Source organism: Staphylococcus simiae (assembly GCF_017357005.1).
Lineage (GTDB): Bacteria > Bacillota > Bacilli > Staphylococcales > Staphylococcaceae > Staphylococcus > Staphylococcus simiae_A.
Genome location: NZ_CP071589.1, coordinates 1,194,011 through 1,214,391, shown reverse-complemented (window position 1 = coordinate 1,214,391; position 20,381 = coordinate 1,194,011). Strand labels below are relative to the sequence as shown.

Genomic DNA, 20,381 nt, shown 5'->3' with positions numbered 1-20,381 from the left:
ATGGAATTAACAAATAATGAGCATAAGCATTTAGTAGATCAACAAATGGTTCATCGTCAGATGACAAAACGAACGATAATTAACACTATTTTTAAATATATTTCTTTAGCATGTACGTTACTAGGCTTAGTAGTATTAATAGCATTACTTACACAAACTATTATGAAAGGTGCAGGGCATTTATCGATAGAATTTTTTACAAATTTTTCGTCTTCTACACCATCAATGGCTGGCATTAAAGGCGCATTAATCGGTTCATTATGGTTAATGTTAAGCATTATTCCATTATCAATTATTTTAGGAATTGGAACTGCTATCTATTTAGAAGAATATGCCACTCATAATAAATTCACGCAATTTATAAAAATAAGTATTTCAAATTTAGCAGGTGTCCCTTCTGTTGTCTTTGGTTTACTAGGCTATACATTGTTTGTAGGTGGGGCAGGAATTGAAGGTTTAAAAATGGGTAACAGTATTTTGGCAGCAGCTTTAACGATGACGTTACTTATTTTGCCTATTATTATTGTTTCAAGCCAAGAAGCTATAAGAGCAGTACCTAATTCAGTTAGACAAGCGTCATATGGCTTAGGTGCTAATAAATGGCAAACGATTCGTCGTATCGTCTTACCGGCTGCTTTACCAAGTATATTAACCGGATTTATTTTATCATTATCCCGAGCATTAGGAGAAACAGCTCCACTTGTATTAATCGGTATACCAACGATACTTCTTGTCCTACCACATAGTATTTTAGATGAATTCTCAGCATTACCAATCCAAATATTTACATGGGCTAAAATGCCTCAAGAAGAATTCCAAAATGTTGCATCGGCAGGCATTATTGTATTGTTAGTCATTTTAGTATTAATGAATGGTATAGCTATCTTATTACGTAACAAATTTAGTAAAAAATTCTAATAAAACTAGATTTTTACATTATTGATTAGTAAAAAGGAGAGAATAATATGACTCAAACATTAGCTCAAGCAAAAAACATTTCTCAACTAAATAAAAATGTTGAATTTCAAAGCCATCAAAAGATTAAAGATGATAATAAAAAGAAGGTCATTTATTCTACACAACATCTTGATTTATGGTACGGTAACAATCATGCCTTGCAAAATATTAATTTAGACATTTTAGAAAATCAAATCACAGCAATTATCGGACCATCTGGTTGCGGTAAATCAACATATATCAAAACATTAAATCGTATGGTTGAGCTTGTACCATCTGTCAAAACTGCAGGCAAAATATTATATAGAGACCAAGATATTTTTGACTCAACATATTCAAAAGAACAATTAAGAACAAATGTGGGTATGGTCTTCCAACAGCCTAATCCTTTTCCAAAGTCAATTTATGACAATATTACTTATGGACCAAAAATTCATGGTATTAAAAATAAAAAAATACTAGACGACATTGTTGAAAAATCATTACGTGGTGCTGCAATTTGGGATGAATTAAAAGATAGACTGCATACAAATGCTTACAGTTTATCTGGTGGTCAACAACAACGTGTGTGTATTGCCAGATGCTTAGCGATTGAACCAGAAGTTATCTTAATGGATGAACCTACATCAGCACTTGATCCAATATCTACATTACGTGTTGAAGAATTGGTACAAGAGTTGAAAGAACACTATACCATTGTTATGGTCACTCATAATATGCAACAAGCTGCTCGTGTCTCTGATAAAACAGCATTTTTCTTAAATGGTTACGTCAATGAATACGATGATACTGACAAAATTTTCTCAAATCCCGCTGATAAACAGACTGAAGATTACATTTCTGGAAGGTTTGGTTAATAATGATGACTATTATTAGACAACGTTATCAAGATCAGTTAGACAGTTTGATAAAAGATATACAAAGATTAGGTACCCATGTGTATTTTAGTATAGATAACGCTTTAATGTCATTAAGTATTGATGATCGTCAATTCGCACGACAAACGGTTAATAACGATAAAAAAATTAATGCACAAAATTACGATATTAATGAAAAGGTGATTATGTTAATTACTAAGCAACAACCAATGGCTAAAGATTTAAGGATGATGATGTCTTCTTTGAAAATTGCTTCTGATCTAGAACGAATAGGAGATAATGCTGCGAGTATCGCAAAAATCAGATTGCGTACTAAAATTACAGATGATTATGTCTTAACAAGATTAGTAACGATGGGGAAATTGGCTATGTTAATGTTGAAAGATTTAGACCATGCTTTTAAAAATAACGATATCATTTTATTAAAAGAAATAATTCAACGTGATGAAGATATTGATGATTTGTATAGTCATATTATTAATACAACATACTTAATAGATAATGACCCATTTGTTGCAGGACAAGCACACCTAGCTGCTAGACATTTAGAACGAATAGGGGATCATATCATTAATATTGCTGAGAGTGTTTATTTTTATTTAACAGGTTCACATTATGAACAATAACAAAACCAAGGATATGGAGTTCCATCATCATAATAATGGTAAAACTTCATAACCTTGGTATTTTTTATAACTGTTGCTCGATTTGATTTGTTAAGGATTCAACTTCATCCACTAAATTTGAAATATGATGTATTGTTGCTTTTAACGGTTCATCAGTTGTAATATCGACACCAGCAGTTTTAGCCAATTCAATTGGACTAGCACTTCCACCTTTTTTAAGTGTTTCTAACCATGCTGCTACTGCAGATTGACCTTCATTGTTTATCTTATTAGCGACAACTGTACCGATTGTTAATCCGGCAGAATAGGTATAAGAATATAACCCCATATAATAATGTGATTGTCTCATCCAAGTTAATTCTGCTCCATCAGTGAATTCAACTGTGTTACCAAAGAACTGTTGGTAAACAGTTAACATAATATGATTTAATTTATTAGCAGTTAAAGATTCGCCGTTATCTACAAGTCTATAAACTTCGCGTTGATAAGCTGCTTCTAGTAAATGTGTTACCATATTATGATAATATGTTCGAGATAAAATAGATGCGACAACCCAACGTTTAAATCGTAAATCTTTACTATTGGATAACAAATAATTTGCCATTAACATTTCATTCATCGTTGATGGTGCTTCAACAAAGTACATAGATGCTTCTGATTCTAAAAATGGTTGGTGTTGCTGCGCTAAGTTAAAATGACCTGCATGTCCAAGCTCATGTGCTAAGACAAATGTTTCAGCCATTTTGCCCGTCCATGAAATAAAGACGAAGGAATGTGTAGCATAGGGACTTGCACAATAAGCACCTGTTTCTTTGCCTTTATTTTGTGCAAAATCAATCCATCGTTGATCATACGCCTGATGTAACATGTCGACATAGTCATCTCCAAGCACACTAAGCGCGCCAAATATATACTCTTTAGATGATTCAATTGTAATATCAGGCTCATAATTAGGATCTATAGAGATTTTCAAATCTTCAAATCGCATTTTTTCTAATCCATGAACACGTTGTAATAATTTAACATATTTTTGCATAACGGGTGCTAAGTCACTCATAATGACGTCAATTTGACGATCAAACATATCGCGTGTAACTTCTTGGCCGTGTAATAAGTAGTCAATGACAGAGTCATAGCCCCGTAAATCTGCCTCAATTTTTTCTTGCTGTACTTGCATATTATAAGTAGCTGCTGTAGTATGTTGATATTTTTTAAGAGCATTACTAAAGTTTTGAAATGCTTGATGTCTAAATTCTGCATCTGCATTATCTTCATATTCATTTTCTAATGTGGCATAGTCCATTGGGTAGATTGTACCTTGATGTTCGAAAGATTCGAAAGTGATATCTAACATTTTAGTAGTGCCATATAAATCATATGGACTATTCAATGTTGGTGATAGACTTGCTAATACCTGTTCGACATCTGAAGATAATTGATGTGGCTTTTGCTGAATAAGTTGTTCAATATAATGTGTAAATTTTGTATATTCTGCTAATGTAGTTAGTTCATTTTGAGACAACGCTAATATTTCTGATTCTACAAATGATAACTGACTGACAATTTTGCCATAAGTCGTTGATAGTTTAGCACTGACCGTTTGGGCTGAATCATCTTGCGTATCAACACTTAAACGCAGTTCTGCATAATTTGCTAAGCTATCTAATGAAATCAAAATATTCTCATAGTCATGTAAAGCTTGTTCAATTATCTTATGATTTGTTAATTGTCCCTTAAATTGTTGATTAAAAGCTTGAGCTTGTTTAAGTAATTGATTAATAGTTTCATAATATTGTTCATCGTTATTAAATAAATCAGTGATATCCCATTTTTCAGTTGTAGGAATATTACTTCTTAATGGTAAACCTTGAGACATATAATCGCTCCATTCTTTTGAATATACTCTATATTCATGATAACAGAAATTGTAGTTAAATGATGATAAGATAACGTAAAGATACTAAGATTAGTTGTGAGAAACTTTATGACGATAGATTTTCTCACAGCTATTTTTATATTTGGAGAGCCTACTAGGACAAAACATTACACACTTAAATTCAAGTATTTGGTAGTAACTGTCTGGTTTGTAAAATGTTGCAAAAGCAAAGTTTTACAAAACTAGTCAGTCTTTCAGGGGTGGAACAGAAACAAATTTTAATCACTTTACCTTCTAAAAAAAGCTATGATATTTGTTCAGCATAATCGTACTATTGATTTGGTAGATTGACTTAGTTTCTATTTGACTCTTTATGTTATAAAATAGAAACAAGAATTTATTTAAGGAGAAAAATTATGACATTATTTGATATGCCTAATTATTTATGGATAACAACATTATTAATGATATTATTAACAGTATTTTGTTGTTTAGTGTTAAATAAATGGTTTGTCTCTGCTGTAATAACTTTTGTTATTTTAGGAGTATTAGCTTTTTTCATCCCAAATTTTGAGCAAATCAAATATCAACCGTTATTAGGTTATGCGGCTTTTCTAGCTATTATGAGTTTATTATTAAGCTTTTTAATATGGTATTTCACTAGAAATTGGCGTAAAGAACGTAAAAGTCGTAAATTACAAAAGCAAATTGAAAAATATGGCGCTGATGGCGTAGAATTACGTCGTAAAGACAGAAAGTAATGATATTGTAAGCATTAATGTCACATCAATCATGTGATATTGATGCTTTTTTATGTGGGTATAAAAAATTTTATTTGCAAATACTTTATTGAAACAATTTTAATATTTAACAACATTTTTCATTATATATATCTACTAATTTTCTAGGTAACTTTCTGACAATTTTCTATATAAAGCAAACGGCTATTATTTTGTTGTTATTAATACTATAATATTTTGTACTGTGCTTTTTTCATAAAAATTAAATATATAATTAAAATTACAATAGTATTTAATAAAAAGAGGAGGTCACTTCATGACACTTATCAAAGCATTAATAAAAAGGTTGCTTCAAATGATAGTGGTATTATTTATCATTTCATTGCTGACCTTTACCTTAATGAAATTATCACCAGGTAATCCTGTTGATAAAATATTACATTTAGACGTTGCTCAAGTATCTTCAGAACAAATTAAAGCTACTGAAGATAAACTCGGTTTGAATGATTCAATATTTTCTCAATGGTGGCATTGGTTTAATCAAATATTGCATTTGGATTTAGGTACAAGTTATGAAACAAATGAACCTGTTACAGATGCAATCGTTAATTACGCACCGCCAACATTATTGATATCATTGTTAACATTGGTATTGTCATTAATCATTTCAATACCTTTAGGGGTCATTGCTGCGAAGACATATCATGGTAAAATTGATAAAATCATTCGTATTTTGACATCTTTATCAGTTAGTTTGCCATCATTTTTTATTGGTATTATGTTAATTTACATATTTAACCGTCTATTACATATTGATAATGGTTTATTTACTCAATATATTTTACCAATATTCACCTTGTCTCTCGGTATGTGCGCTTATATGATACGTCTTATACGTTCGAATTTATTAGACTTGTATCAAAGTCCAGTTGTAGAAGCATCTAGATTACGAGGTATGACTGAACGTTACATATTATTGCACGATTTACTTAAACCAACATTACTTCCAATTATTCCATTATTAGCTATATCATTAGGTAGTTTAATTGGTGGTACTGTAGTCATTGAAAATTTATTTGATATACCTGGTCTTGGTTATTTATTAATGGATAGTATTAAATCAAGAGATTACCCAGTTATTCAAGGATGTGTATTGTTTATTGGATTTTTTGTGGTACTCATTAATACATTAGGTGATATAGTGACGATTATTGTTGACCCTAAACAACGACTATTACAACGACAAGTATCTAAAACAAAGTCATCTTTAATGGAAAGTGGGGATCAAAGTGCACTTTAATATAAAAAAACAACATATCATATATTATTTATTTGCTTTCTATATATTACTTTTCATCATTTTGCAATTTGTTGTTAATAGTGATGATGCAGTAAAAGTTAATTTAGCTCAGACTTTTGAACCTATAAGTTGGCATCATTTACTTGGTACAGATGATTATGGTCGCGATTTATTTACCAGAGTAGTTGTAGGAGCAAGAACGACTTTATTTGTCACTATTCTTACACTCATTGCTACGGTAATTATTGGAGTACCATTGGGTTTAATTGCTGGTTATAAAAAAGGATGGATTGAAAGTATAATATTAAGATTAATAGATATTGGGCTAAGTATTCCAGAATTTGTCATTATGATTGCGTTAGCTAGTTTCTTTCAACCAAGTATATGGAATTTAGTATTAGCAATAACAGTAATTAAATGGATGAATTATACACGCGTTACTCGTAGTATTGTTAGTAGTGAAGTTAGTAAATCATATATCCAAATGGCTCAACTATTTAAAGTTCCAACAATAGTTATTTTGCTAAAACATTTAGTCCCTAAAATCGTACCTTCAATTATTGTCTTAATGATTGTCGATTTTGGCAAAATTATATTATATATAAGTTCACTATCATTTTTAGGGTTAGGTGCTCAACCACCTTCACCAGAATGGGGGGCAATGCTACAATTGGGTCGAGATTTCATTGCATCTCATCCTGTAATGATTATTGCACCTGCTACAGTTATTGCTATAACCATTTTATTGTTTAACTTAACAGGAGATGCACTACGAGATAGTTTATTAACTAGAAGAGGTGATGATCATGGGTCTCATTGATATACAAAATCTACGCATTACAAGCCAAGATGGTCAAAATATTATTGATGGTATCGACTTGACTATTTATCCACATAAGATTAACGCGTTGATAGGTGAAAGTGGGGCAGGTAAGAGTTTAACAGCTAAAGCATTATTAGACTTTTTACCTTCAAATATTAGCTGTCATTATGATCAGTATTTATTTGAAAGTCACCCAATAAAAGATATTCATAGTTATTTCGGTCGTAAAATAGGCTATATTTCACAAAATTATGCTCAAAGCTTTAATGATCATACTAAATTAGGGAAGCAATTAATAGCGATTTATCGTACGCATTTCAATGTGTCAAAGAAAGCTGCGTTAGCTAAAGTAACTGAGGCATTAACATGGGTAAATTTAAAGGATACTTCATTATTAGATAGATATAGTTTTCAGCTTTCAGGAGGTCAATTAGAGCGAATCTACATCGCTAGTGTACTCATGTTGGACCCACAATTAATCATTGCTGATGAACCTGTAGCATCGTTAGATATTTTAAATGGTTATAAAGTGATGGAATTGTTAGAACATGTCGTTCGTGATCATCATAATACATTATTAATTATTACACATAATATGAGTCACGTATTGAGATATAGTGATTATATCAATGTGTTAAAAGATGGTCATATCATAGATCAAGGCTCTATAGAACACTTTAATAGTAATCACTTAAACATATATACTCAACAACTTATTAATTATCGAACTAAATTAAAGAGGGATTCATATGATTGACATTAAACACTTATCATTTAGTTATAATAAAAAGCAACCTATTTTAAAAGATATAAATTTAACAATTCATGATTTTGAAAAAGTAGGTATTTTAGGTGAAAGTGGTTCTGGTAAAAGTACTTTAGCTAATCTAATTTTGGGATTATTACAACCCGTTCAAGGTCAACTAACATGCAATAGTTCTAATATTTTACCAATATTTCAACATGCTTATGATAGTTTTAATCCAGATTGGACTATTTATGAATCATTACAGGAAGCTTTAAAATACTATAACAATATGAAGAACGACCATGATATAGAGCAAAGCATCAATCATTATATTTCAAAATTAAACTTAGATGCTCAATTATTACAGCAATTACCTTTCACGTTGAGCGGTGGGCAATTACAACGTTTTAATGTTATGAGAACTTTATTAGCACAGCCAGACATTTTAATTTGTGATGAAATCACATCTAATTTAGATGTCATAGCAGAACAAAATGTTATTGACATATTAAAACAACAAGATGTAATGAATGTAGTTAACCTCATTATTATTTCGCATGATTTATCTGTATTACAGCGCACAGTAGAACGTATCATAGTATTGAAAGATGGCGTTATTGTTGATGATTTTACAACGGCTCAATTATTTAACAGCAATCGACATCCATACACTAAAGAATTAATCGCTACATTTAATTAACATAACCGAAAGATTAGAGAACTATGATTTGCTCCATTTAGATAGAATTTAATACACTGGTAAATTAGCACGAATGGTATGCATGTCGCATGCTTTTCGTGCTACATTTTTATTGACTAGTGTATTTTAACGAAGTATGTATGTTAATGTATATTTGACAAGTTTTTATATCACTAAAGTAACTAACTATTAAACTATAATTGATTAAAGCAAAGGTGAGATATATATGGGGATTTTAGATGTGGCAAGCTATCGTTCAGTGGTAAGAGGTTTTAATTATTTTAACGAAGACTGTGTTATTACGCTCAAAAGACTAGCTGATTATCAATTCGATGCTGATGTCAAAGGTAGTCATAATAAAATTTATCGAATTCATTTAGATGCTGATCATCCCAGAAAATCAAATTGCAATTGTCCGCACGCTAATGGTAGACGCGTTGTTTGTAAACATATTGTCGCAACATTTTTTAGTTCCTTTCCAAGTGAAGCTCAAGCTTACCAGCAGAAAATAGATGCAGAAATTGAGGATTACGAAGAAAGGGAAGATCTATGGATTAATGATTTGAAAGAACAAGTCAATAATATGTCGGAACAAGAAGTTAGACAAGCATATTTAACTTCATTAATTGAACAACGAGAAATGGCACATTTATATGGATTAGAGGAAGAATTTGATGATTTTTAGTAGAGGAACATTTACCCTTCTATAAATCGAAATAATAACGATTTAAACAAGGGTAAATGTCTAATTCGGTTAATAGCGCATTATCAAATTCGCTGAATGATATGCCTTTGAGATTAAAATTTTATATAAAACTAAGTATTTTATTAGCAAGTTCCTTACTATTATTATTAAGATGTTGAATTGTTGACATATCTATAATCATCGATGTTTCGTGTGGTGTTGAGTCTACAATAAAACCTTGGCTAGCATGTTGTAGCATTACTATATCATTGTGGTCATTACCAAATGCAATATATTCAACATCACGACCATAAATATATTGCAAAGCAGTGTATTTATTAATATCTTTAGCAGTAATATCAATGTTAAATTCATTACTATGGTTAATGATTTCTAGATGATTTTGATATGGAGTTAATTCTTTTTGAATTGCGGTGATTGCTGTTGGTTCTATATTTAATAAAATCACTTTAATTGGTGCTGATATTTGAGACATTGAGATACAATGAGCCAGCTTATGTGGATCTAAACGCTCATAAATCGCATTGTCAGCGTCTATATGTGCTGCATAATTCCAGTCATCATCAATAATATAATCTAAGTTATATTTAGTAATGATATCTATAATATGTTGATATATTTGATTGCTTATTGGTCTGATAACTTGAATGTGTTGTTGTTGTGAATACATAGCGCCATTAGCGCCAATCAATGTATGATTATGAAATTCAGCTGGTAAAACTGGTAACAAATCACGTATGGGTCTAGCAGATGCAAATATAAGTTCATGACCATGTTGTTGCAATTGTTTTAAACTGGTAATAATTGGTGCATCAATACATTGACCATTGAAACATAACGTTCCATCGATATCAAAAACAAATTTCATCAAATCACTCCAAAATAAAATTGAATTTGATTATACCATAACTTAATAGGTAAGCGTATATAATAAGAGGAAGCAACAAATGGCTCTTTTTTAGCTAAATATATAACTTCCTATAATATATATTATGTAAACTAAATATTGAAAACCAATTATACTAATAGATAGTCATTATATTTATAGATCTGTTCATAATATCCATTTAAATTTCTATAGTCACATAATTTGAAAATCTAATTACCTAAGATAGAATTTATATCTAAGTTGTTATTTCTAATTTTTATATTGCTATCATTGAATTAGCTCACTATAGCTTTAGTTGAATATGTTTATTTTAACAATAATATAATTGTATAGAAGATGCGTACTTTAAATGCAACTTATCTAAATTTAATTCATGTTTTGAAAATGACAATTTATAATAATTAAATTAAAAATTTCTCATGATTGATTTATTGTGAAATGTTTAACATATGCTAATATATGTTGTGTAAGATGCAATATGAATTAATAATAGTATCAACTTTGTTAATTTTGAAACAAAAAGCACTTACGGCATATTAACCACAAGTGCTTAAAATCGTAAATTATTTTTTCAATTTTTGACGAAGGCGGTTTAAAGTCGTGAACAACCAATATTTAACTTTATGAATAGGTTTATAGAAGTCCCCTATTAATTCTTCAATTTGAACATTGAATCCACGTTTAAAGCGATAAACTCCATAATCTTCACTATTCTCCGTGAAATCTCCAGATAAACCATAAAAATTGTAGCGATCATAACCATTGTCAAAGCAATAATTTATCATGAACCAATGCATCATATAAGGACCCATATATTGATTGTATTTTTCTGAAGAACCACCTGAGAAGTAATTTACTTCATAGGCATTAGCAAAATAGACGCCAGAAGCAAGATTTAAAATTGGTCCGTCAGTTTTTCTGAGTTCACTGGCATGCAATAGTTCTTTTTTATCATGATCTATTTGCTTATCTAATTCTGAGATTTTTTTAATTTGCTTATCCGTTTTGTTTTCTTTAGCCATCATATCATCTCGACGAGTTTCTTTGTCATTTAAATCAGTTTGTAATTGTAAGACATAGTCGTCTAAATCAATATAAGCTAATGGCACTAAGATTTTATCACCGTAAGTATCGACAAAATTATAGAAATAATCATCAGTTTTTGACACGAAGCCAGTACGTTCTTCAGTTTCACGATATAAGTCTAAGAAGATATTAAATTCATCTCTTGCTAAAAATCTTACTTTCACTCCGTAGTTTATCGCTTTATTTATATTTCTTTTACGTTGACTATCAAATTCTTTCTTCAATGTAGCAGGTGTTTTACCTTCTAAATTTAATACGCCCATCCATCTAACCTGACTAGAAGTATCATAGGTAGTTGTAAATCCATGATGTTCATAGCCATGAGACTTAAATAAGTTTACTAAAGCATCATTTTTTTCGCTATCAGGGAAAGGAACAACATCTTTATCATATAGTTGATAAATCCAATAAGGATCCATTTTGACATATAAACATTGATGTTGATGTAAATATTTTTCTAATTCTTTTAAATAAAAGTCTACTAAACCTAAATCAGAATAGTCCATGACAGGTCCACGATTTGAATAATAAACATAACTTCCCATTGTAGGAATTTTAGAGAAAAGGCTCGCTGCGATTACTTTGTTATTATCATCTTTAATACCTAATAATACGACCTCAAAGCCATCATTTTCACGAGTTGCAATATTTTCTTTCACTTGAAAATAGTGACTTTCTAATGATGGATTTTGAACAAAGTTGTCAAATTCAGTAACAGTTAACTCTGTAAATTTCATTTTAGTTAATTCCTCTCCTATAAAATTCTATCTTTAATTTTTTTAAGTCCATTATATAAAGCATACATAGGTTTGTTTATTGGTTTAATAAAATCACCGACATATTCAATAATTTCAGCATTGTAACCTTTTTTAAATTTAACTACCCCTGCGTCTTCAGCATCTTCAGTAAAACGACCACTTACACCATAGAAGTTATAGCGATCAATACCATGGTTTAAGGCGTAATTTATCATTTCCCATTGTACTGCATAACTTCCTGCAAAATGTCTAAATTCATTGGCAGTACCACCAGCATAATAAACAACTTCAAATGGATTGATAATGAAGAAACCAGCTGAAATTGGTAATTCATTTCCATGTTCTTGCTGTAATTGTTTAGCTTCATCGATTTTTTGTTGGTTAGCATCTAATTGCTGTTGCAAGTTATCTCTTTTATTATAAGCTTTTTTATTATCTGGATGTTTGTCTATATCTTTTAACGCTTTATTAATATCCTTAGTTAATATTTCACGTTCATTGTTAAGTTCAATGAGGTATTCATTAAAATCAATATATGCTAATGGCACTAATGCGCGACCTTTATAATACTTAAGACGATTATAATAGAATGAATCAGCTCTATCAGCAAAGTCTTTAGTTTCCGATGTATCTTCCATAAACGATCTGAAAATAGGTAATTCGTCTTCAGTTAAGAATCTAACTTTTACCCCGTTCTTTTTAACCTTTTTAGTATTTCTCTTTCTTAAACTATCCATGCCTTTCAAAACATCATTAGCCGTTTTGTCTGTTAAATCAAGTACTGAATGATATCTAATCTGTAAGACATCATCAAATCCTTTATGAAAACCTGTATGGTTGAAACCTAATTGATGCATTTTATCAAAGAACCAATCATTTCCTGCATTAGCAATCAGTTCACCATCATGATTTAAGAATTGATACGGTAAGTAAGGATCAACATGTAAATATAAAGCATGATGATTTTTAACGTATTTTGATAATTCATTAAAAAAGAAATGTACTAATTCTTTATTATCAAAATCAATAACTGGTCCGCGATTGGAATAAAAATATTTAAATATTTTTAATACTGGTACAGCAGTAAGCATGCATGCTGCAATAACTTCATTGTTGTTGTTTTTAATACCTACTAAATGTGTTTCTTTACCTTCAGCTACCTTTAATTCATAATTTTCTACCATTTGGGTAAAGTGACTATAAGGCATACTATCAGTAAAATCGCCGAATTCTTTAGCAGTCAAATTTGTAAACTTCATATTCATTACTCCTATATTTATCTCGCATAATTTATATTCATTTCCACTCAAAAATATATCTATTTCTTATTTAAAAAATAACTTAGATGATAATATATCTAATCTAAATTATTATACAATAGAAATAGTCAAAACTAAAATATTTGCTCACATAAGAACATATATTTTATCAGTTATATCAAACCATTTTGAATGCTAACGACAAAAAGTAATATAGGCAATTAATTCACCCATATTACTTGAATAATACATTTATATTTAACCATTTTAAAACGTATTAAAACTAATTATTATTTAATACATTAGAAATATCGTTTAAATAATTGATGATGTCTTGCTGTGATTGTTCCTCAAATCTTTTAACAATCTCACTACCGATGACTACACCGTCTGCCACATCTATAATATCTTGGACATGTTCCACAGTTTTGATTCCAAATCCGGCCACTACAGGAACTTTAGCTTGTTCTTTGATGTTATTAATTTTTTGTTTTAGTTTTGGATGGAATTTACCATCAGAACCAGTTGTGGCATTCATTGTCACTGTGTATATAAATCCTTCAGCTTTATTAATAATGTTAGTCATACGTTCTTTATCAGTAGTCATTGCGACTAATGATATGATTTTGATATTTAAATCACTATAATGTTGTCGTAATTGTTCTGTTAATTCAAATGGTAGATCAGGAATGATAAGTCCATAAACACCAGCTTGTTGACATTGTTGCATAAATGCAGCTTCGCCATAATTACAAATAATATTATAATATGTCATTAAAACGTATTTAGCTGAAATATCTTTTTTATGTTGCTCTAATTCTTCAAAGATATAATTTATTGTGACACCTTCTTTTATTGCTCGTTGACCAGCCTCCATAATAATTGGACCATCTGCAACTGGATCTGAAAAAGGAACGCCTATCTCGATAATATCTGCACCATTATCACTTAACAATTTAGCATGTTGAATGAAATTTTTATTTGCCATAATGTAAGGTATAAATAATTTAGTCATGTTGAACACCTCTTTGTTCAGTATATTTACGAATAGTTTCCATATCTTTGTCACCACGTCCAGAAATAGTTACAACAATTATTTTATCTTTTGACAATGTGGGTGCTAATTCTTCAACATAACTTAAAGCATGTGCGCTTTCGATTGCTGGTATTATGCCTTCATGCTTAGTAAAGTTAATTAAAGCATCCATAGCTTGTTGATCACTTGCATTTTTATAACTCACACGACCTATATCTTGATAGTATGAATGCTCTGGGCCTATACCAGGATAATCTAACCCAGCTGAAATAGAATGGGCTAATTGGACTTGACCATAGTCGTCCTGAATAAGATACATTTTTGAACCATGTAATACGCCAGGTTTGCCTTTACCGATAGCTAAAGCATGTTTATTAGTATTTTCACCTTGGCCAGCTGCTTCGACCCCAAACAATGCAACATCGTCTTTAATAAATGGATAAAATGTACCAATAGCATTTGATCCTCCGCCAATGCAGGCTACCACAGCATCTGGCAATCGATTTTCAATAGCTAATATTTGATCTTTTATTTCATTTCCTATAACACTTTGAAAATCTCTTACCATTGTTGGGAATGGGTCTGGTCCTAATGCTGATCCCAGTAAATAATGTGTATCATCAACATGACTCACCCAATATTGTAATGCTTTATTTACGGCATCTGATAATGTACCTTGACCATCATCGACTGAGATAACTTTGGCACCTAGTAGCTCCATTCGGAAAACATTTAATTGTTGTCTAGCAATATCTTCACTACCCATGAAAACAACCAAATCCATATCAAATAATGCTGCAACAGTTGCACTTGCTACACCATGCTGTCCAGCCCCTGTTTCTGCAACTAATTTATTTTTTCCCATACGCTTTGCTAATAGTGCTTGACCTAAAGCATTATTAATTTTATGTGCACCAGTATGGTTCAAATCTTCTCTCTTTAAATAAATTTTTGCTCCGCCTAGACTTTCACTATAAGATTTTGCATACGTTAAAGGTGTTTCTCTTCCAACATAATTTTTCAAATAATACTCTAATTCTTGTTGAAATGCTACATCATTTTTAGCTAGTTGATATGCCTTTTTTAATTCTATAATTGCAGGCATTAATGTTTCTGGTACGTATTGTCCTCCATATTGTCCGAAAAATCCTAGTTCATCTGCTTCTGTTTGTATATTCTGTTTCATTTATAAATCTCCTTTTACCTTATTTACGATATTTGTCATTTTTATAAAGTCTTTTTTATGATTAGTTTCTATACCTGAAGCAATATCATAACCTTGGTGTGTAAGGTTTAATTTTGATATCTCATCAATACTTTGAGCGTCAATGCCACCAGCTATTAAGTAAGAAATATCAGTGGGTATAGAATTTAAAATTGCCCAATCATAACTTTTGCCAGTACCTCCATAATTATTTGAAGGTGTGTCTATAATAAACAAATCAACAATATCATTATATTTGTTTATTCGGTCACTTAAACTGTTATCAGCAGGTAGAGCTTTTATTATTTTTAAAGTTGGGAAGTCATGTTTAACAGTTGTTATCAAATCTAAAGATTCTAAACCATGGAATTGTATAGCATTAATACAAGTTTCACTGACAAGTTGCTTTACAGTTGAAAAATCTGGATTAACTACTACTACAACTTTATCAATTTGTTTGGGTATTAAAGTTGTTAATCGGGCTATTTGTTGAATCGTTTGATGTCGTTTACTTTTTTCATAATGAATAAAACCTATGGCATCAATAGGTAGTGCTGAGGCATTTTTAACATCTTGCAAAGTTTGAAAACCACAAAATTTTAATTTCATTATTTTTGTACCTTTCGTATTTTTAATTGAGGTAAAAATTGTTCTAAATGGTCACATCTCATTAAAGCTTCACCAATTAATAATCCATCAATACCACTATTGATAATTTGCTTAACATCATCAACACTATGAATTCCACTTTCTGAAATATAGTAGTGATTATCCTGTTTATGTTTATTGTTGAGAATTAAATTAGTATGATTAACATCTGTAACAAAGCGTTTTAAATCACGATTATTAATACCTATAATTTGTGCATTAATAGCATAAGCTCGTTCTAATTCTAACTGGTCATGTACCTCAACCAGTACTTCTAAATTTAGAGAATGTGCATATTGATAAAGATTTAGCAATTGTTGATCAGTTAAAATATTTACTATAAGTAAAATAATTGATGCCCCAGCTTTTTTAGCTACATCGATTTGAAGCGGATCAATAATAAAATCTTTACATAATATTGGTAAGGTCGTCTGTGTTGTTAAAGTTTGTAACCGTTCAAAACTTCCTGCAAAATAGTGTTCATCTGTTAAAACTGAAATGGCATTAGCACCATATTTTTCATATGCTTGTACTTGTTGATTTAAATTTCGGGTTGGTAAATTATTAACTGTGGGGCTCTTTGATTTAATTTCTGCAATAATAGCTAACTCTTGACTGTCTTTTATATATGATATTAGCGAACTTTTATTCTGAATTTTCAAATTTTTTAAGCTGTGAAGTTTTTCTTGATAGTAACCTTCAGCTAATAATTTCTTTTTATAGCTAACAATATCTTGTAAAATCGTCATTTAAATTCACCTCTCAATTGTTCATATTTTTTAAATGCTTTACCGTTATCAATAAGTTGTTGTGCAAGTATAATACCCGCGGCAATTGAAGGTGTTTTTTCGGCGACGTAGAGACATAAAGCTGCATTTAGAACAACAACATCGCGACGACAAGATTTATCTGTTCCATTTAAAATATTAAGTGTGATAGCTAAATTTTCTTCTGGACTTCCTCCTTTTAAAGCACTATTTGGTGCGAACGCTATGCCATAGTCTTTAGCATTAAGTTTGTAATGCTTGATATGTCCATGTTCATCTAATTCATAAATCAAATTATCTCCAGATAAAGTTGCTTCATCCATACCATTAGCGCCATGGACAACAATTGCTCTTTTTCTACCTAGATCTTTTATTGTTTGTACTACTAGTGGTAATTTAGAAGGATCAAATATACCTACCATTTGATACGTTAATCTATATGGATTAATTAGTGGTCCGACTAAATTTAATATAGTAGGCTTGCCTACCATTTTTCTTACTTCTTGCATATGTTTCATAATGGGATATGATTCAGTTGCACTAACAAATGACAAGTTTGTGTTATCAAGTTGTTGTGGTGTATCTTTGACAGAAGTTGTCGTTAAATTCATTTGTTTCAGTAAATCAGAACTTCCTGAATGTGATGTCACACTTTTATTGCCATGTTTAATAACTTTAACGCCAGCACTGGCTACAATAAATGCAACTGTAGTCGATATATTGAAACTATTTGATTTATCTCCCCCAGTACCACATACACACATGCCACCTTCATAGTAAGGTTGAACAGGATACATTGTTTTAATTAAACTTTTCACCATATAAGTTAGCTCTTGTTGATTGATAGTCCTATTTGAATAGGCATTTAAATAATTATATTTAATTTTTATTGCCATTTCAGGATTTATTAAGATGTCTATTAGTTTTTGAATGTCAGTTTCTTGAAGCACTGAAGTAGATTTAATTTTTGCTAATAATGTCATTAGTAATCCCTCTCTTTCACAAAGTCGATAAAATTAGTAATAATTTGTTCACCATATTGCGTGGCAAATGATTCTGGATGATATTGAATTCCAAAATGTGGCAAATGTTCATGTTCGTATGACTGTATACAATCATTTGTTTCACCTGTTATAACTAAACGTTGTGGAAAATTAATCTTGTTACTTATCAGTGAGTGATACCTCATAATATTAAATTGTTGTGGTAAATTACGATATAGCACGCTTTGATGTAATTTGTTTCGGTTTAATGTATCTACTTTACCGTGCATTACCTTTTGTCCTTGAATAACTTCACCATCATAAAAACAAGTTAAAGCTTGCGCGCCTAAACATATTCCTAAAATAGGTTTATGTTGATAAGTATTTATAATTCTTATTAGTTGATCATTATCGAGTGGGTGGCCAGGTCCAGGTGAAATAATAACCCCATCTACTTGCTGATTGAGCACTTCATTGTCATCTGGATAAAGTACTGTTACATCGCTCACTTTAGCAACAATATCAACTAAGTTATATGTAAATGAATCATAATTATCTATAATAAGTATCATGGCTCAACCTCCAATAAACTTTTAGCTTTTAATTGTGTCTCTTCTAATTCTTTTTGTGGTATAGAGTCAAAGACAACGCCACACCCTGCTTCTACATTGACTGTTTGTTCATCAATCATCATTGTTCTAATTGCTAAAGCAAAATCTAAATTATGATTGCAATTAATGTAACCAACACCACCACTATAGACACCTCGTTTATATGAAAATTGCTCATAAAGTCTTTCAACAGCTCGTAATTTTGGAGCCCCAGATACTGTACCTGTAGGCAGTAAATTAGCAATGACTGTCATAGGAGAAAGTTGTGGTTGAAGTGTTGCTTTAACTTCACTAACAATGTGCATGACATGTTCGTATTTTTCGACAGTCATTAATTTAGTAATTGCTGATGTGCCAGTTTGACTTACTCTATGAATATCATTTCTGCCTAAATCAACTAACATACTATGCTCACTTATTTCTTTTGGGTCATTTAGTAACTGTTTTATATTTTGCTGATCTTCTTCAGGTGTCACTCCCCTTTTAATTGTTCCAGCAATCGGGTTCGTCATTACGATATTATTCTCAACACGAACAAAACTTTCAGGTGAACTACCAACAATATGAATTTGATCAAGGTTTATATAATACATATAAGGACTCGGATTTTGTCTTTTTAATTTTTGATACAGTTGAAATGAAAACTGATCTAACTGTTCTTTTTGCTGATGTTGATAGCTATAAATCCTCGATGGAACAATTTGAAACATATCTCCTTGTGTAATTTTCTCTTTATAGTATTTTATAATATTGATGAATTGCTGATCTGGTATATTCGCTTTTACATCTTTTTCAAAGTTCGCAATAGTTGGTAAATCTTGAAATGGCTTAATTGTTTTGAGTTGTTCAATTGCTTGATCAACCTTTTGATTAAGTATGTGGTCGTCAACCTTTGAGAACTGATTTGTAGCTATTACATATAGTTCGTCTTTATAATGATCAAAAACATACACCTGTTCAACCATATATAATCTGACATCATGTTGTTTATGATCTTGTAATTCAATGTCTTGCAATTTCTTGAATTCATGTCTTACTAAGTCAAAGCTACAGGTTCCAACATAACCTGATATAAATGGCAGTTGCTGTAATTCTAAATCTATTATTTTATGGTAATCTTCATTGACCAATTCTTTTAAGTAGTTATATGGTTTATTTGTAATTGTTAGATTTTTTTCATTTGTTTTAATATTTAATTCAGAATTATCTAGCGTTATCGTGCCATAGATATCAAATATAACGATTGAGTAACGCCCCTTTGTTTGTTGCTGATTTGTACTTTCTAAAATAATTTTCTTCGATTTTAATTGCGCTAGAACTTCTGGTGTTACATTAGCTTTAATTTTTTTATAACAAATCTTCATATTTTTCCTCCTCCCAATAAAAAAAGCGCCCTTATATATAAAATATAAAGGACGCTGCCGCGTGGTACCACCTAAATTAACTGAATATTCAAACTTTTTTCAGTTCACTTTATTCACTATTTTGTTGTTACTACACAAAACCCAATTTCATTAATATTAGTGTTAGTTTGCATCACCCACTAACTTTCTTGTTGCTACGATAATATCAATTACTACATTTTGTTGAAATAAAAAGACACCACAGAAACGCATGACTTATATAAGGACGCGTTACCGTGGTGCCACCTTAGTTAACATAATTAATGTTCACTTTAAATTCTATATTATTGTATTCTAAAGTCCAATTCACTATATATATTGTGTTGATTTGCATCACCCATCAACTTTCTACTTGCTACAAGTTATATATGCTACTAACTTCT

The 20,381-nt window shown here is 30.6% G+C and carries 20 protein-coding genes; 9 read left to right on the top strand and 11 right to left on the bottom strand.

From position 1 onward, the window contains the following. From pstA to phoU, 3 genes are read left to right on the top strand one after another with little or no spacing between them, the layout of a single operon-like run. The gene (gene pstA / locus J3R86_RS05465) at positions 1-918 is read left to right on the top strand and encodes a phosphate ABC transporter permease PstA (RefSeq protein WP_207518414.1); all 918 of its coding nucleotides are present in this window, start codon (positions 1-3) and stop codon (positions 916-918) included. Positions 919-965: 47 nt separating this feature from the next. Further along, positions 966-1,814, top strand: a complete 849-nt coding sequence (pstB, locus tag J3R86_RS05460; protein ID WP_207518413.1) for a phosphate ABC transporter ATP-binding protein PstB — start codon at positions 966-968, stop codon at positions 1,812-1,814. Positions 1,815-1,819: 5 nt separating this feature from the next. After that, positions 1,820-2,461, top strand: coding sequence for a phosphate signaling complex protein PhoU (gene phoU / locus J3R86_RS05455; RefSeq protein ID WP_207518412.1), 642 nt, complete (start codon positions 1,820-1,822; stop codon positions 2,459-2,461). Between the two features lie 64 nt (positions 2,462-2,525). On the opposite strand, the gene pepF is transcribed toward phoU, so the two are convergent. Beyond that, on the bottom strand, positions 2,526-4,337 hold the full coding sequence (gene pepF / locus J3R86_RS05450; RefSeq protein WP_207518411.1) for an oligoendopeptidase F: 1,812 nt from the start codon (positions 4,335-4,337) through the stop codon (positions 2,526-2,528). A gap of 416 nt (positions 4,338-4,753) precedes the next feature. Between pepF and J3R86_RS05445 the strand changes: the two genes are divergently transcribed. The 6 genes from J3R86_RS05445 to J3R86_RS05420 all read left to right on the top strand — a co-directional run bounded on the left by J3R86_RS05445 (position 4,754) and on the right by J3R86_RS05420 (position 9,333). After that, entirely contained in the window at positions 4,754-5,098 is a 345-nt protein-coding gene (locus J3R86_RS05445; RefSeq protein WP_207518410.1) for a hypothetical protein, read from the top strand. A gap of 295 nt (positions 5,099-5,393) precedes the next feature. After that, entirely contained in the window at positions 5,394-6,377 is a 984-nt protein-coding gene (nikB, locus tag J3R86_RS05440) for a nickel ABC transporter permease (protein ID WP_207518409.1), read from the top strand. Between the two features lies 1 nt (position 6,378). Next, a complete protein-coding gene (gene nikC, locus J3R86_RS05435) occupies positions 6,379-7,197 on the top strand; it encodes a nickel transporter permease (RefSeq protein WP_431607773.1) in 819 nt (272 codons plus the stop codon). Then, positions 7,184-7,957 carry an ATP-binding cassette domain-containing protein gene (locus J3R86_RS05430; RefSeq protein WP_207518407.1) on the top strand — a complete coding sequence of 258 codons (774 nt, stop codon included), beginning with the start codon at positions 7,184-7,186 and terminating at the stop codon, positions 7,955-7,957. Before nikC ends, J3R86_RS05430 begins: the two co-directional genes overlap by 14 nt. After that, complete coding sequence (locus J3R86_RS05425; RefSeq protein ID WP_207518406.1) at positions 7,950-8,648, top strand: ABC transporter ATP-binding protein; 699 nt, start codon at positions 7,950-7,952, stop codon at positions 8,646-8,648. Before J3R86_RS05430 ends, J3R86_RS05425 begins: the two co-directional genes overlap by 8 nt. A gap of 226 nt (positions 8,649-8,874) precedes the next feature. Further along, positions 8,875-9,333, top strand: coding sequence for an SWIM zinc finger family protein (locus tag J3R86_RS05420; protein ID WP_207518405.1), 459 nt, complete (start codon positions 8,875-8,877; stop codon positions 9,331-9,333). 121 nt (positions 9,334-9,454) lie between these two features. Here J3R86_RS05420 and J3R86_RS05415 read toward each other — a convergent pair whose 3' ends face one another. From J3R86_RS05415 to J3R86_RS05370, 10 genes are all read right to left on the bottom strand, one after another. Next, positions 9,455-10,222, bottom strand: a complete 768-nt coding sequence (locus tag J3R86_RS05415) for a Cof-type HAD-IIB family hydrolase (RefSeq protein WP_207518404.1) — start codon at positions 10,220-10,222, stop codon at positions 9,455-9,457. A gap of 584 nt (positions 10,223-10,806) precedes the next feature. Further along, positions 10,807-12,066: an aminoacyltransferase gene (locus tag J3R86_RS05410; RefSeq protein WP_207518403.1), complete on the bottom strand. Its 1,260-nt coding sequence runs from the start codon at positions 12,064-12,066 to the stop codon at positions 10,807-10,809. Between the two features lie 17 nt (positions 12,067-12,083). Beyond that, positions 12,084-13,346: an aminoacyltransferase gene (locus J3R86_RS05405; RefSeq protein WP_207518402.1), complete on the bottom strand. Its 1,263-nt coding sequence runs from the start codon at positions 13,344-13,346 to the stop codon at positions 12,084-12,086. A gap of 283 nt (positions 13,347-13,629) precedes the next feature. Then, on the bottom strand, positions 13,630-14,361 hold the full coding sequence (gene trpA, locus J3R86_RS05400) for a tryptophan synthase subunit alpha (RefSeq protein ID WP_207518401.1): 732 nt from the start codon (positions 14,359-14,361) through the stop codon (positions 13,630-13,632). Next, positions 14,354-15,568 (bottom strand): tryptophan synthase subunit beta, encoded by a 1,215-nt coding sequence (trpB, locus tag J3R86_RS05395; RefSeq protein WP_207518400.1) that lies wholly within the window; start codon positions 15,566-15,568, stop codon positions 14,354-14,356. The genes trpA and trpB overlap by 8 nt, the downstream gene beginning before the upstream one ends. Further along, entirely contained in the window at positions 15,569-16,195 is a 627-nt protein-coding gene (locus tag J3R86_RS05390; protein ID WP_207518399.1) for a phosphoribosylanthranilate isomerase, read from the bottom strand. It abuts the gene before it with no gap. Beyond that, positions 16,195-16,983, bottom strand: coding sequence for an indole-3-glycerol phosphate synthase TrpC (gene trpC, locus J3R86_RS05385; protein WP_207518398.1), 789 nt, complete (start codon positions 16,981-16,983; stop codon positions 16,195-16,197). The genes J3R86_RS05390 and trpC overlap by 1 nt, the downstream gene beginning before the upstream one ends. After that, the gene (gene trpD / locus J3R86_RS05380) at positions 16,980-17,984 is read right to left on the bottom strand and encodes an anthranilate phosphoribosyltransferase (protein ID WP_207518397.1); all 1,005 of its coding nucleotides are present in this window, start codon (positions 17,982-17,984) and stop codon (positions 16,980-16,982) included. The genes trpC and trpD overlap by 4 nt, the downstream gene beginning before the upstream one ends. Further along, positions 17,984-18,556: an anthranilate synthase component II gene (locus J3R86_RS05375; RefSeq protein WP_207518396.1), complete on the bottom strand. Its 573-nt coding sequence runs from the start codon at positions 18,554-18,556 to the stop codon at positions 17,984-17,986. Before J3R86_RS05375 ends, trpD begins: the two co-directional genes overlap by 1 nt. Continuing rightward, a complete protein-coding gene (locus J3R86_RS05370; RefSeq protein ID WP_207518395.1) occupies positions 18,553-19,959 on the bottom strand; it encodes an anthranilate synthase component I in 1,407 nt (468 codons plus the stop codon). Before J3R86_RS05370 ends, J3R86_RS05375 begins: the two co-directional genes overlap by 4 nt. Positions 19,960-20,381: the final 422 nt, after the last annotated feature.